Below are 14003 nucleotides of genomic sequence, written 5' to 3'. Positions count from 1 at the left end.
CTGCGTCCAGTGACGCGGAGCGTCACGGGCTGCATTCCCACGCGGAGCGTGGGAACGATCAAGGGGTAGGCCGACCTGCGGCGCTTGTCAGGAAAATCCTACAGGAGTACAAATGTACTCCATGACGAACCTGACTCCCCGCCGTACCGCCATCCTGACCTTTATCCGCGAACGCATCGCCGAACACGGTCAGCCCCCAAGCCTCGCTGAAATCAGCGAGGCTTTTGGTTTTGCCTCCCGTAGCGTGGCGCGCAAGCATGTGCTGGCGCTCACCGAAGCCGGGTTTATCGAGGTCAATCCGCATCAGGCCCGGGGCATTCGTTTGCTCGGGCAACCGCCACGTCCGGAATTGCTCGACATCCCGGTGCTCGGTCGGGTGGCCGCCGGTGCACCGATTGGCGCTGATGCCGACATCCATAGCCGCTTGATGCTCGACCCGGCGTTGTTCTCCCGCACACCCGATTACATGCTGCGAGTGCAGGGCGACTCGATGATCGAGGACGGCATTCTCGACGGCGATCTGGTCGGCGTGCGGCGTAATCCCGAGGCGTTGAACGGCCAGATCGTCGTGGCGCGGCTCGACGGAGAAGTCACCATCAAACGTTTCGAACGTGTCGGCGACACGGTGCGGCTGTTGCCGCGCAACCCGGCGTATCAGCCGATTGTCGTGGGCGATGATCAGGATCTGGCCATCGAAGGGGTGTTCTGCGGTCTGGTGAGGCAAGGCTGATGGGCGCCGTTGTTGCGTTGGATACGCTGTTCAATGGCGGCCAGGTCTGGAAGGGCCGGCCTGCGCCTCCGGCGGCCAGTCCACAACCCACCGGCCATGCCGCGCTGGACGCGGCATTGCCCAGCGGTGGCTGGCCGGAGGCGGCACTGAGCGAAATTCTGTTGGCCGGCCCCGGTGTCGGCGAACTGCAACTGGTCTGGCCGACGCTGGCGCGACTCTCGGCGGCAGGCGAGCGCATCGTGCTGGTGGCGCCACCGTTTGTGCCGTACCCGCAGGCATGGGAAAACGCCGGGGTCGATCTGCGCCAGTTGTCGGTGATTCAGGCCAGTGAACGCGATGCCTTGTGGGCCGCGGAACAATGCCTGCGTTCGGGCAGTTGCGGCGCGGTGCTGTGCTGGCCGCACAAGGCTGACGACCGCGCATTGCGGCGCTTGCAGGTGGCGGCGGAAACCGGCCAGACCCTGGCATTCGCCTGGCGACCGTTGAGCGAAGCGGTCAACCCGTCGCCGGCAGCGCTGCGCATTGCCATCGATGCCAAGCCTGCGCAACTGCGCGTCCTCAAGTGCCGCGGCGGACTGGCGCGTACAGCGCCGATTGCCTTTGCCGTGGGGCATTGAGGTCGTCATGCGCTGGGTGTGTATTGTTTTTCCGCAATTGGCCCTCGACGCCGTGCTGCGTCAGCGGCCCGATCCCGCTGAGCCGTTGGTGCTGCTGAGCGGTCCGGCCCAGCGTCGGGTGTTGCAAGCGGTCAACCCGGCGGCACGCCAACTCGGCTTGCGCCCCGGCCAGTCGATGACGGCCGCGCAGGCCATGAGCAAAGGTTTCGCCACCGCCGATTACGAGGTGGCCGAGGTCGAACACTGGCAGCGGTTTCTCGCCGCGTGGGCCTACGGTTTCAGTGCTCAGGTCAGCGTGCATTACCCACGCACCGTGGTGTTCGAGATCGAATCCAGCCTGGGCCTGTTCGGTTCCTGGGCGCAGTTCGAAGCACGACTGCGCAAGGAACTGACCGATCTGGGTTTCCGTCATCGCATTGTCGCGGCGCCCAACCCGGCGGCCGCGCGCATTCTGGCCAACGCTTATGACGGGCTGGTGGTGCCGGACGGCGAGGCCTTGCAGCATCACCTCGGCCAGTTGCCGATCGACCGCGTCGGTCTGGAGCCGGGCGTGGCCACGGCGTTGTCGCGCATGGGCCTGCGCAATCTGAGTCAGGTGCAGAGCCTGCCGCGCCAGGCGCTGGCCCGGCGTTTCGAGGCGCCGATGCTCAAACACCTCGACACCTTGTTCGGTGCGCGGCCATTGGCGCTGGAGTTTTACTTGCCGCCGGATCGTTTCGATGTGCGCATCGAGCTGAATTTCGACGTGCAATCCCATCAGGCCTTGTTATTCCCGTTACGGCGTCTGACCGGTGATCTGTCGGCGTTCCTGTGCGGGCGTGACAGCGGCGTGCAGCGCTTTGATCTGCATCTGGAACACGCCGGGCTGCCGGACACCGTGATCAAGGTCGGTCTGCTCAGCGCCGAACGCGATCCGGCGATGCTCTTCGAACTGGCCCGTGGTCGGCTGGAGCAGGTGCAGGTCGAGGCACCGGTGCGTGGCTTCCGTTTGCGCGCCGAAGATCTGCCGAGTTTTGTGCCGCAGTTTCAGGAGCTGTTCGACGACCGTCCGCAGCAGACCTTGCCTTGGGAGCAATTGCGCGAACGCCTGCGCGCTCGGCTGGGGGATGACGCGGTACAAGGGCTGCGCTTTCAGGCGGATCATCGGCCAGAGTGCGCCTGGCAAAACGGCGTCGATAAACAACCGTGCTCAGGCTTGCCCAGTGTCCACCGCCCGGGCTGGTTGCTCGGCGAGCCGCAGAGCGTGCCGCAAGGTTCGGCGCGGATCCTCATGGGCCCCGAGCGCATCGAATCCGGCTGGTGGGATGGTGACGATGTGCGTCGCGATTACTACCTGATCCAGAACCGCGCCGGTCAGCAAGGCTGGGCCTATCGGGCGGTGGGCGAGGACGGTCCGTTGTGGCTGCAGGGCTGGTTTGCATGAACGCTGGCTACGCCGAACTGCACTGCCTGTCGAACTTCAGTTTTCAGCGCGGTGCGTCCAGTGCGCTGGAACTGTTTCAGCGGGCGAAAAAGCACGGCTATCAGGCGCTGGCGATCACCGACGAATGCACCCTGGCCGGGATCGTTCGCGCCTGGCAAGCGGCGAAATCCGTTGAGCTGCCGCTGATCATCGGCAGCGAGATCCGTATCGACAACGGCCCGAAACTGGTGCTGCTGGTCGAGAACCTTGAGGGTTATCAGGCGCTGTGCGGCTTGATCACCCGTGCCCGGCGGCGTACGCAGAAAGGCCAGTATCAAGTGCTGCGCGAGGACTTCAGCGGAGCGCTGCCCGGGTTGTTGGTGTTGTGGGTGCCGGACACTGTGGAGGATGTGGAGGAGGGCCGCTGGCTGAAACAGACCTTCGGCGAACGGCTGTGGCTGGCGGTACAACTGCATCGCGGGCAGGACGATCAGCGACGGTTGGCGATGCTGCTGAGTCTGGCCGCCGAGCTGCAGATTCCCGCCGTGGCCAGTGGCGATGTGCATATGCACGCCCGGGGCCGGCGTGCCTTGCAGGACACCATGACCGCGATCCGCCATCACGTACCCGTGGCCGAGGCCGGATTGCGTTTACATCCCAATGGCGAGCGGCATTTGCGTAGCGTTGAGGTAGTGCGCGAGCTGTATCCGTCGGCATTGCTGGAGGCATCAGTGAAGCTGGCCCGACGCTGCACCTTCGATCTCGGCCAGTTGCGTTATCAATACCCCAAGGAGTTGGTGCCGGAGGGGCATACCGGCAGTTCCTGGTTGCGGCATTTGACCGAAGAAGGCATCGCCTGGCGCTGGCCGCAAGGACCGCAGGCCAAAGTGCTCAAGCAGATCGACGCTGAGCTGGAACTGATCGCCGAACTCGGCTACGAAAGCTACTTTCTCACCGTACACGACGTGGTGAGCTTCGCTCGCAAGCAGCACATCCTCTGTCAGGGGCGGGGTTCGGCGGCCAACTCGGCGGTGTGTTTTGCCTTGGGTATCACCGAAATCGACCCGGATCGCACGACGTTGCTGTTCGAGCGTTTCATGTCCAAAGAGCGCAACGAGCCACCGGACATCGATGTCGACTTCGAACACGAACGCCGCGAAGAAGTCCTGCAATACGTGTTCCGTCGTTATGGCCGTCATCGCGCGGCGCTGACGGCGGTGGTCAGCACCTATCACGCCGCCGGGGCCGTGCGCGATGTGGCCAAGGCGCTGGGGTTGCCGCCGGATCAGATCAACGCATTGGCCGATTGCTGCGGCCACTGGAGCGATGAAACGCCGCCAGTGGCGCGCTTGCTCGAAGGCGGGTTTGACCCCGACAGCCCGGTGCTGCGCCGGGTGTTGAGCCTGACCGGGCAACTGATCGGCTTCCCCCGGCACCTGTCGCAACACCCCGGCGGTTTCGTGATTTCCGAGCAGCCGCTGGACACACTGGTGCCGGTGGAGAACGCGGCAATGGCCGACCGCACGATCATTCAGTGGGACAAGGACGATCTCGACGCAGTCGGGCTGCTCAAGGTCGATATCCTCGCGCTGGGCATGCTCAGCGCGATCCGCCGCTGTTTCGACTTGCTGCGCCGCCATCGCAATATGGACCTGAGCCTGGCGAACATCCCGGCCGAAGACAAACCGACCTACGAGATGATCAGCCGCGCCGACACCATCGGCGTGTTCCAGATCGAATCGCGGGCACAGATGTCGATGCTGCCGCGCCTGAAACCGGCGAAGTTCTATGATCTGGTGATCGAAGTGGCCATCGTCCGGCCGGGGCCGATTCAGGGCGGGATGGTGCATCCGTATCTGCGCCGGCGGAACAAGGAAGAAGAGGAAACCTATCCGTCGCCAGAACTCAAGGTGGTGCTGGAAAGAACCCTCGGCGTACCGCTGTTTCAGGAACAGGTGATGCAGATCGCCATTGTCGCCGCCGACTACAGCCCCGGTGAGGCCGATCAGTTGCGCCGCTCCATGGCCGCGTGGAAACGTCACGGCGGTCTGGAGCCGCACAAGGCACGTCTGGCCGCCGGCATGAAGAAAAACGGCTACACGGAAGAATTCGCCGCGCAGATCTTCGAGCAGATCAAGGGTTTCGGCAGCTACGGTTTCCCCGAATCCCACGCCGCCAGTTTCGCCTTGTTGACCTACGCCAGTTGCTGGCTCAAGTGCCACGAACCGGCGGCCTTCGCCTGTGCGCTGATCAACAGTTGGCCGATGGGTTTCTACAGCCCCGATCAGATTCTCCAGGACGCCCGGCGGCATCAGTTGCAGATTCGTCCAGTGGACGTGCGCGCCAGTGACTGGGATTGCAGCCTGGAACCGATCAGCGGCGCGCAACCGGCGATTCGCATGGGCCTGCGCATGATCAAGGGTTTTCGCGAAGACGATGCCCAGCGCATTGAAGCGGCGCGTGCGCGTGGGGCGTTTGCCGACGTTGCCGACCTGGGCGAGCGGGCTGCGCTCGACAGTCGGGCGCAGGCGTTGCTGGCGGATTCCGGAGCATTACGCGGCCTGGCCGGGCATCGTCACCGGGCGCGCTGGGAAGTCGCCGGGGTGCAGAAACAACTTGGGTTGTTTGCCGGATTGCCGAGCCAGGAAGAGCCTGATGTGGTGCTGCCAAAACCCAGCGTCGGCGAGGATCTGCACGCCGATTACACGACGGTGGGCACCACGCTGGGGCCGCATCCGCTGGCGCTGTTGCGCGGCGAATTGAAGGCGCTGCGCTGCCGCAGTTCGCAAGAGTTACTCGATGTTGAACACGGGCGGCCGGTGAGCATTGCCGGTCTGGTCACGGGCCGGCAACGACCGGGCACCGCCAGCGGCGTGACCTTTGTCACCTTGGAAGATGAGTTCGGCAACGTCAATGTGGTGGTCTGGCGCGATCTGGCCGAGCGTCAGCGCCAGGTGCTTGTCGGCTCGCAACTGCTCAGGGTCGATGGCCGCTGGGAACGTCAAGGCGAAGTGCGCCACCTGATCGCCGGGCGTCTGAGCGACCTGAGCCCGCTGCTCAACGGCATCCGCGTGCAGAGCCGCGATTTCCACTGATTCTTCCACCTCAGGCCAAACACAAAACCTCCTGTCTGATCGTTCCCACGCTCTGCGTGGTAACGCCTCCCGTGACGTTCCGCGTCACAGCGGACGCGGAGCGTCCGTGGCTGCATTCCCACGCAGAGCGTGGGAACGATCAATACACCGCTTTCGCGAGCAGGCTCGCTGCCACAGTGGATTTGTGTACGACCAAGCCAAGCCAATTAACTGACGTCAAAAAAATCTGTCTTCAGTGATGGCACTTTGTCATAATGCCGGCCCTTTTCCGCTGCCCAGCGCTTTATCACGCCGGGACATACCGTTTTTCAAGAAGGAATACCCAGTGAGAATGATCTCCCGGATGTTGGTCTCGGGCGTTGCCATCGCCGTGCTTGGCACGCTGGCCACCACGCTCTCCGGCTGCGCCACCGAAAGCTCCCGCGCGTTGCCAGTGGCTAAAGTTGAAAGCGCCACGCAAGTCTGGACCGGTGTTCGCGTGCCAATGGCGGTGGGCAAGTTCGATAACCGCTCCAGCTACATGCGCGGGATCTTCTCCGATGGCGTCGATCGTCTAGGCGGTCAGGCCAAGACCATCCTGATCACCCACTTGCAGCAGACCAATCGCTTCAGCGTGCTGGATCGCGACAACATGGGCGAAATCCAACAGGAAGCGGCGATCAAGGGCCAGGCCCAGCGTCTCAAAGGCGCCGATTACGTGGTCACCGGTGACGTCACCGAGTTCGGCCGCAAAGAGACGGGCGATCACCAGTTGTTCGGCATTCTCGGCCGCGGCAAGACCCAGGTTGCCTATGCCAAGGTCAACCTGAACATCGTCAATATCAGCACGTCCGAAGTGGTGTATTCGACCCAGGGCGCCGGCGAGTATGCCTTGTCCAACCGCGAAATCATCGGCTTCGGCGGCACCGCTGCCTACGACTCGACCCTCAACGGCAAAGTTCTCGATCTGGCCATGCGCGAGGCGATCAATCGTCTGGTCGATGGCATGAACGCCGGTGCCTGGAAACCGGGCAACTGAGAGCCCCCATTTGCAAGGAGCAACACACCATGAATTCGATTCTGTCGCGGCCGCTGATGGCCCTGACGCTGGCCGCCAGCGCCTTGCTGGCCGGTTGCAGCAGTCCGCAAACCCTGTATCAGTGGGAAGGCTACCAGCCGCAGGTCTACGAATACTTCAAAAGCGAAACGCCGAAAGAAGCCCAGGCCGAAGCGCTGGAAGCCGATCTGCAAAAGATCCGCGCCAGTGGCAAAGCCGTTCCGCCGGGTTACCACGCACATCTCGGTCTGCTGTACCTGAGCATGGGCAAGGACGATCAGATGGTGCAGCAGTTGCGCACCGAGAAGACCCTGTTTCCCGAGTCCGGGACTTACATGGACTTTCTGCTAAAAAACGCCAAGACCGGTGAAGCCCAATGATCTCGCGCGTAGTAAAACTGTTGGGCGCAGCGCTGGCGTTGACCGTGCTCGGTGGCTGCGTCGCTCCCAAGTCCGTGGACTATTCGGCGTACAAGCAAGCCCGGCCGAAAAGCATTCTGGTGTTGCCGCCGCTGAACACCTCGCCGGACGTCAAGGCGTCGTACAGCCTGCTGTCGCAGGTGACGTTCCCGCTGGCCGAGGCCGGTTACTACGTGTTGCCCATCACGTTGGTCGACGAGACGTTCCGCCAGAACGGCCTGACCACCCCGGATGACATCCATCAGGCACCACCGGCCAAGCTGAAGGAAATCTTCGGCGCCGACGCGGCGCTGTACATCACCGTGACCGAGTACGGTACGCGTTACATGGTGATCAGCAGCGAAACGGCGGTGACGGCGACAGCGAAACTGGTTGATCTGAAAACCGGTACGACGCTGTGGACCGGCTCGGCGCGGGCGTCGAGCGAAGAGGGCGGCAACAACAGTGGCGGCGGTCTGATCGGCATGCTGATCACGGCGGCGGTGAAGCAGATCATCAACAGCTCCACCGATGCCGGTTATCCGATTGCCGGTGTGGCGAGCAATCGCCTGCTGTCGGCCGGGCATCCGGCGGGCCTGCTGTACGGGCCGCGTTCGCCGAAATACGGCACCGACTAAGCCTTGAAACACTGATGCCTTTGTGGCGAGGGAGCAATCTTCCTCGCCACATCTGTTGACCCCTCGCACTGGACTCCTCTGTCCAGGTCGCCCCCCGCACTCGCACGACCGCGCTCTCATTCAACTCTTGATCAAGAACCTGCATCTTCACGCTGAAGGCGATATTCTGCGCGGCAGTTAATGCGCCCGGCTGCGCTGCCAGCATTGAAGGAGCTTTCGAATGACCGAAAAGAAACCGGAAACCACGGTCGACCGCGTCTACCAAGGGGTTTACGAGGCGATCAGCAAGCGCTCGTTGCGCCCTGGCATGAAGCTGGGCGAGGCCTCGTTGGCGGAGTTATTCAATGTCAGCCGCACGTCGGTGCGTGCCGCGCTCAAGCAATTGGAGGCCGATGGACTGGTCACTACCGAGCCCAATAAGGGTGCATCGGTGTCGTTGCCGAGCAACGAAGAGATCCGCTCGCTATTCGAAACCCGGCGCCTGATCGAGATCGGCATCGTCACCGAACTGTGCCGGCGCAAGGACACGGCAGCGATGCAGGATCTGCGCGAGCACCTGCTCCTGGAAGACCAAGCGCACGCGGCGGGGGATCACCAACGGCTGATTCACCTGCTCGGCGAGTTCCACATCAAACTGGCGCGCAGCCTCAACAACCCGGTGCTGCTCGACTGGTTCCAGAAGCTGATTTCCCGCGCATCGCTGTACGCCGCCGCGCTGGATGACGACAGCCACGAAGCCTGCCGCGACGATGAACACTTGCGCCTGATCGAGTACATCGAGGCCGGTAATCAGAGCGCCGCCATCGAGTTGACCTGCGTGCATCTCAATGGCATCGAGAAGGCGATTCTGGACGTCGCCGCGAAGATGAAAACTGGCTACCATCCGCTCAAGCACTTGATCGGGGTCTGAGTTCCGGGTAGAGCGAAATCGGCTATACCTCTAATGAAACCAATGCGTTCGGCGACGCTCGAAACACACGGGCGTTGCGTTGTATTGGGCGTCGCGGTTTATCGGGCAACCACCACAGGACACTGAGTCAGTCGATGCAGTTTTTATCGGATAGCCACGGCTGTGGCGGCTGGAAAGGCGAAATGGCCGGACGCATTTGTGCGTTTGACTGGAGCGCCACTGAACTAGGTCCGTTGCAGGACTGGCCGGCCAGCCTGTGCAGCACGGTGCAGATGATGCTCGCTTCGCCGCTGCCGATGGTGATGCTCTGGGGGCATGCCGGTTACATGATCTACAACGATGCCTACTCCGAATTCGCCGGTGGCCGCCATCCGTACCTGCTGGGCTCTCCGGTGGAGCTGGGCTGGCCGGAGGTCGCCGAGTTCAACCGGCATGTGGTGGACACCTGTCTGGCCGGCGGCACCTTGTCGTATCGCAACAAGGAACTGGTGCTGCTGCGCAACGGCGTGCCCGAAGATGTCTGGATGGATCTCTATTACAGCCCCGTGGCTGACGACGAAGGACGCCCGTCCGGGGTGATGGCGATGGTGGTGGAAACCACCGAATTCATTCGTTCCGAGCGTTTGCGCCAGGCCGCCGAGGAAGCCTATCGCGCTGACAACGAGCGGGTGCGGCTGGCGCTGAATGCCGGGGCCTTGCTCGGTTCTTTCGTCTGGGACGTGAAGAACAATGTGCTGTCGGCCGATGAGCGTTTTGCCCGCACGTTTTCCTATCCGCCGGAGCATGACCTGAGCAATCTGGCGCAGCACATTGCCGAATCACGTATTCACCCCGATGACCGCGCCTGGGTACAGGAACGCGTCGCCCATTGCGTGCAGACCGGCGAGCCATATAACGCCGAATACCGGGTGTTGCGCAGCGATGGTAGTTACCTGTGGGTTCTGGCCAGCGGCGGCTGCGAGTTCAACGAGCGCGGCCAGGCCTTGCGTTTCCCCGGCGTCCTGATCGATATCCATGAACGCAAGACCGCCGAAGAATCGCTGCTGAAATTCACCCGTAACCTTGAGCAGCGTGTGGCCGATGAAGTCGAGGCGCGCCTGACCGCCGAAGAACAATTGCGTCAGTCGCAGAAGCTCGAAGCGATTGGCGGACTCACCGGTGGCGTCGCCCATGACTTCAATAACCTGTTGCAAGTGATCGCCGGCAACCTGCATTTGCTGGCGCGCCATGAGCCGGACAACGCCAACGTACAACGGCGGGTCAGCGCCTCGCTGGCAGCGGTCGAGCGTGGCGCCAAGCTGTCGTCGCAATTGCTCGCGTTCGCCCGCCGTCAACCGCTGTCACCCGCAGTGTGCAATCCGCGGAAAATTTTCGAAGGGGTGGGTGAGTTACTGCAACGGGCATTGGGCGAAACCATCCAGATCGACGTGCAGTTGCCGCACGAGCCGTGGCACATCAACGTCGACCGCAATCAACTGGAAAACGCCATTCTCAACCTGGCCATCAATGCCCGCGATGCGATGAAGGGCGAGGGCACCATTGAACTCAGCGCGTCCAATGTAAGGCTCGAGCGCGAGTTCTGCATCGGTAAAGGCATTCTCCCGGGGGAGTTTGTCCGCGTAGCGGTCAGCGATACCGGCGTGGGCATCCCGCCGCAGATGCTCGAGCAGGTCTTCGAGCCGTTCTTCACCACCAAGGCCGACGGCCAGGGCACCGGGCTCGGCCTGAGCATGGTGTTCGGCTTCGTCAAGCAGAGCGGCGGGCATGTCGAGATCGACAGCACCGTGGGCGAGGGGACGCGGGTGCAGTTGTACTTTCCGCGCAGCCTGCGCACGATCGTTGATGAGTCGCCGAGCATCGACCCGCAGCAGCACGGGGGGCACGAAACGATTCTGGTGGTCGAGGACAACGACGCAGTGCGCGCCTCGGCGATGGAATTGCTGCGCGAGGAAGGCTATCGCGTGCTGACTGCCGCCAATGGCGATGTGGCGATGCAAATGCTGCTGGAGGGCGCTGACATCGATCTGATTTTCACCGACGTGGTCATGCCGGGGCTGATCAAGAGCTCCGACCTGGCGGCGTGGGCCAAGGTGCAGTCGCCGCCGGTGGCGGTGCTGTTCACCTCCGGGCACACCCGCGACATCATTTCGCGCAATCACCAACTCAGCCCCGACACACATTTGTTAGGCAAACCTTATGGCCCCGAAGCGTTGTTGCAGATGATTCGTTCGGTGTTGGGTGCATGACCTGCGACAGAAGTGTTTTCAGGGGACAGATGATTATTTGTGGCGAGGGGATTTATCCCCGATGGAGTGCGCAGCGCTCCCAAGCCGTTTTCCAGATGAACCGCCTTATCAGTATCTATGACTGCTGCGCAGCCAATCGGGGATAATTCCCCTCACCACAACAGCGTCACTAGCCACAAGAATCTCGGCAATTACGGAGATTGTAATTTTCCAGAAAAGGCCCGCCAATGACTTCCAAACGTTCTTCCAAAGCACCCGACGGCATGGTTCGGGTGCGCGGCGCCCGTGAGCACAACCTGAAGAATGTCGACGTCGACATCCCCCGCGATGCCCTGGTGGTGTTCACCGGGGTGTCCGGGTCGGGCAAGTCGTCGCTGGCGTTCTCGACCTTGTATGCCGAAGCGCAACGGCGCTATTTCGAATCGGTGGCGCCGTATGCGCGACGGCTGATCGATCAGGTCGGTGTGCCGGATGTCGATTCCATCGAAGGCCTGCCGCCCGCCGTGGCGCTGCAACAGCAACGCGGGACACCGAGCACGCGCTCGTCGGTGGGTAGCGTCACCACACTGTCGAGCCTGATCCGCATGCTTTATTCCCGCGCCGGCAGTTATCCGCCGGGGCAGGCAATGTTGTACGCCGAGGATTTTTCGCCGAACACGCCGCAGGGCGCCTGCCCCCAATGTCATGGTCTGGGCCGGGTGTATGAAGTCACCGAAGCGCTGATGGTGCCCGATCCGAACCTGACCATTCGCCAACGCGCCGTCGCCTCCTGGCCGCTGGCATGGCAGGGGCAGAACCTGCGCGACATCCTCGTGACCATGGGCATCGACGTCGACATCCCGTGGCGCAAGTTGCCGAAGAAACAGCGCGACTGGATTCTCTTCACCGAAGAAACCCCGACCGTGCCGGTGTACGCCGGGCTGACCCCGGAAGAAACCCGCGTAGCCCTCAAGCGCAAGATGGAGCCGAGTTATCAGGGCACTTTCACTGGCGCGCGCCACTTCATCCTGCACACGTTCACGCATTCGCAAAGTGCGCTGATGAAGAAGCGCGTTGCGCAGTTCATGCTTGGCAGCCCTTGCCCGTTGTGCGGGGGCAAACGTCTGAAGCGTGAGGCGTTGTCGGTGACGTTTGCCGGGTACGACATTGGCGAGCTGTCGCAAATGCCGCTGCTGCAAGTCGCCGAAGTGTTGCGGCCGGTGGCGGCGACGAGTTACCTGGATCATGCCGAGGAAACCGGCGAGACCTTGAGCCATGCGCAGACCCGTGCAGCGCGTCAGCAACGTGTCGCCCAGGGTGCCAGTGGCCACGCCAGCGCGCCGGATGTGCGCCACACGCCGAACCTGTCACTGGAAAAGCGTCTGGCCGCGCAACGGATTGCCGAGGATCTGCTGGAGCGGGTCAGTACCCTGACCGATCTGGGTCTGGGCTATCTGGCACTGGAGCGCAGCACGCCGACATTGTCGTCCGGTGAGTTGCAGCGGTTGCGTCTGGCCACGCAATTGGGCTCGCAGTTGTTCGGGGTGATCTACGTGCTCGACGAGCCTTCTGCCGGTCTGCATCCCGCCGATGGCGAAGCGCTGTTCGAGGCCTTGCAGCGCTTGAAGGCCGATGGCAATACGCTGTTTGTCGTCGAGCATGACCTGGAAACCATGCGCCGCGCCGACTGGCTGATCGATGTCGGGCCAGCGGCGGGCGAGAAGGGCGGGCGGGTGTTGTACAGCGGCCCGCCTGCCGGGCTGGCCGAGGTTGAAGAGTCGCAGACCCGCGCCTATCTGTTCGCCGACCAGCAGCGCCCGACACGGGCGGCGCGCAAGCCCTCGGGCTGGCTGAAACTGGCGGGCATCAGCCGCAATAACCTGAGCAACCTCAGCGCCGAATTTCCCTTGGGCTGTTTCACTTCGGTGACGGGTGTGTCCGGTTCCGGCAAGTCGAGTCTGGTCAGTCAGGCGTTGCTGGAACTGGTCGGTGCGCAACTGGGACGTCCGCCCGTCGAGACTGAAACTGAAGAACCCAGTCTTGAAGACGATGCGCCGCAGGTCAGCAGCGGTCAGGTCATTGCCGGTCTGGAGTCGATAAAACGGCTGGTGCAGGTCGATCAGAAACCTATCGGCCGCACACCACGTTCCAATCTGGCGACGTACACCGGGCTGTTCGACAACGTGCGCAAGCTGTTCGCCGCGACGCCCGAAGCGCGGGCGGCGGGGTATGACGCCGGGCAGTTTTCCTTCAATGTCGCCAAGGGCCGTTGCGCCACGTGCGAAGGTGAAGGGTTTGTCAGTGTCGAGTTGCTGTTCATGCCCAGCGTGTATGCACCTTGCACGACCTGTCATGGCGCACGGTACAACCCGCAGACTTTGGCAGTTTTATGGGAAGGCTTGAGCATCGCGCAGGTGTTGCAACTGACCGTCGATGAAGCGCTGGCGGTGTTTGCCGGGCAGCCGGGTATTCGCCGTTCGCTGGAGGTGTTGCACGATATCGGCCTGGGTTATCTGCGGCTCGGCCAACCGGCTACGGAATTGTCCGGGGGCGAGGCGCAACGGATCAAACTGGCCACCGAGTTGCAGCGCAATCAGCGTGGCGCAACCTTGTATGTACTGGATGAACCGACCACCGGCCTGCATCCGCGTGATGTCGATCGGCTGTTGGAACAGTTGGATACGCTGGTGACAGCGGGGCACACGGTGATTGTGGTCGAGCATGAAATGCGCGTGGTGGCGCAGAGTGACTGGGTGATCGACATCGGCCCGGGGGCAGGGGATCAGGGTGGCAAGATCGTTGTCGCCGGCACCCCGCAGAAAGTCGCCGCCAGCAAGAAGAGCCGGACAGCGCCGTTCCTCACCCGCGCCTTGAGCCGATAACAGCGCCGACCGTTCTGCCCTCATCGCTGGCAAGCCAGCTCCCACAGTGACCGGTGTGTACTGGTATTCC

Annotated in this window: 10 protein-coding genes; all 10 read left to right on the top strand. The window is 62.7% G+C overall.

The window, feature by feature from the left end:
* Positions 1 to 112: 112 nt before the first annotated feature.
* The 10 genes from lexA to ACVVH8_RS17105 all read left to right on the top strand — a co-directional run bounded on the left by lexA (position 113) and on the right by ACVVH8_RS17105 (position 13933).
* Positions 113 to 730, top strand: a complete 618-nt coding sequence (gene lexA / locus ACVVH8_RS17150) for a transcriptional repressor LexA (protein WP_103302399.1) — start codon at positions 113 to 115, stop codon at positions 728 to 730.
* On the top strand, positions 730 to 1347 hold the full coding sequence (gene imuA / locus ACVVH8_RS17145) for a translesion DNA synthesis-associated protein ImuA (RefSeq protein ID WP_053120911.1): 618 nt from the start codon (positions 730 to 732) through the stop codon (positions 1345 to 1347). Before lexA ends, imuA begins: the two co-directional genes overlap by 1 nt.
* Before the next feature lie 7 nt (positions 1348 to 1354).
* Positions 1355 to 2770 (top strand): Y-family DNA polymerase, encoded by a 1416-nt coding sequence (locus tag ACVVH8_RS17140; RefSeq protein ID WP_103302398.1) that lies wholly within the window; start codon positions 1355 to 1357, stop codon positions 2768 to 2770.
* Positions 2767 to 5844 (top strand): error-prone DNA polymerase, encoded by a 3078-nt coding sequence (locus tag ACVVH8_RS17135; protein WP_475225099.1) that lies wholly within the window; start codon positions 2767 to 2769, stop codon positions 5842 to 5844. Before ACVVH8_RS17140 ends, ACVVH8_RS17135 begins: the two co-directional genes overlap by 4 nt.
* Positions 5845 to 6175: 331 nt before the next feature.
* Positions 6176 to 6862, top strand: a complete 687-nt coding sequence (locus ACVVH8_RS17130) for a CsgG/HfaB family protein (RefSeq protein WP_166223043.1) — start codon at positions 6176 to 6178, stop codon at positions 6860 to 6862.
* A 29-nt stretch (positions 6863 to 6891) separates the two neighbouring features.
* Positions 6892 to 7260, top strand: a complete 369-nt coding sequence (locus ACVVH8_RS17125; RefSeq protein WP_103302395.1) for a DUF4810 domain-containing protein — start codon at positions 6892 to 6894, stop codon at positions 7258 to 7260.
* On the top strand, positions 7257 to 7916 hold the full coding sequence (locus tag ACVVH8_RS17120) for a DUF799 domain-containing protein (protein WP_103302394.1): 660 nt from the start codon (positions 7257 to 7259) through the stop codon (positions 7914 to 7916). Before ACVVH8_RS17125 ends, ACVVH8_RS17120 begins: the two co-directional genes overlap by 4 nt.
* A 220-nt stretch (positions 7917 to 8136) precedes the next feature.
* Positions 8137 to 8826, top strand: coding sequence for a GntR family transcriptional regulator (locus ACVVH8_RS17115; RefSeq protein ID WP_401297020.1), 690 nt, complete (start codon positions 8137 to 8139; stop codon positions 8824 to 8826).
* Between the two features lie 134 nt (positions 8827 to 8960).
* Positions 8961 to 11072, top strand: a complete 2112-nt coding sequence (locus tag ACVVH8_RS17110) for a hybrid sensor histidine kinase/response regulator (RefSeq protein WP_103302392.1) — start codon at positions 8961 to 8963, stop codon at positions 11070 to 11072.
* Between the two features lie 227 nt (positions 11073 to 11299).
* Positions 11300 to 13933, top strand: coding sequence for an excinuclease ABC subunit UvrA (locus tag ACVVH8_RS17105; protein WP_475225096.1), 2634 nt, complete (start codon positions 11300 to 11302; stop codon positions 13931 to 13933).
* Positions 13934 to 14003: the final 70 nt, after the last annotated feature.

This window comes from Pseudomonas trutticola BRTCR10, from assembly GCF_056155105.1.
Note: the sequence above shows the minus strand (reverse complement) of the source record. Positions and strands in the feature narration are given on the sequence as shown.

Coding starts and splice junctions, on each gene's coding strand:
- lexA (WP_103302399.1), top strand. CDS start 113: ATGTACTCCATGACGAACCTGACTCCCCGCCGTACCGCCATCCTGACC.
- imuA (WP_053120911.1), top strand. CDS start 730: ATGGGCGCCGTTGTTGCGTTGGATACGCTGTTCAATGGCGGCCAGGTC.
- ACVVH8_RS17140 (WP_103302398.1), top strand. CDS start 1,355: ATGCGCTGGGTGTGTATTGTTTTTCCGCAATTGGCCCTCGACGCCGTG.
- ACVVH8_RS17135 (WP_475225099.1), top strand. CDS start 2,767: ATGAACGCTGGCTACGCCGAACTGCACTGCCTGTCGAACTTCAGTTTT.
- ACVVH8_RS17130 (WP_166223043.1), top strand. CDS start 6,176: ATGATCTCCCGGATGTTGGTCTCGGGCGTTGCCATCGCCGTGCTTGGC.
- ACVVH8_RS17125 (WP_103302395.1), top strand. CDS start 6,892: ATGAATTCGATTCTGTCGCGGCCGCTGATGGCCCTGACGCTGGCCGCC.
- ACVVH8_RS17120 (WP_103302394.1), top strand. CDS start 7,257: ATGATCTCGCGCGTAGTAAAACTGTTGGGCGCAGCGCTGGCGTTGACC.
- ACVVH8_RS17115 (WP_401297020.1), top strand. CDS start 8,137: ATGACCGAAAAGAAACCGGAAACCACGGTCGACCGCGTCTACCAAGGG.
- ACVVH8_RS17110 (WP_103302392.1), top strand. CDS start 8,961: ATGCAGTTTTTATCGGATAGCCACGGCTGTGGCGGCTGGAAAGGCGAA.
- ACVVH8_RS17105 (WP_475225096.1), top strand. CDS start 11,300: ATGACTTCCAAACGTTCTTCCAAAGCACCCGACGGCATGGTTCGGGTG.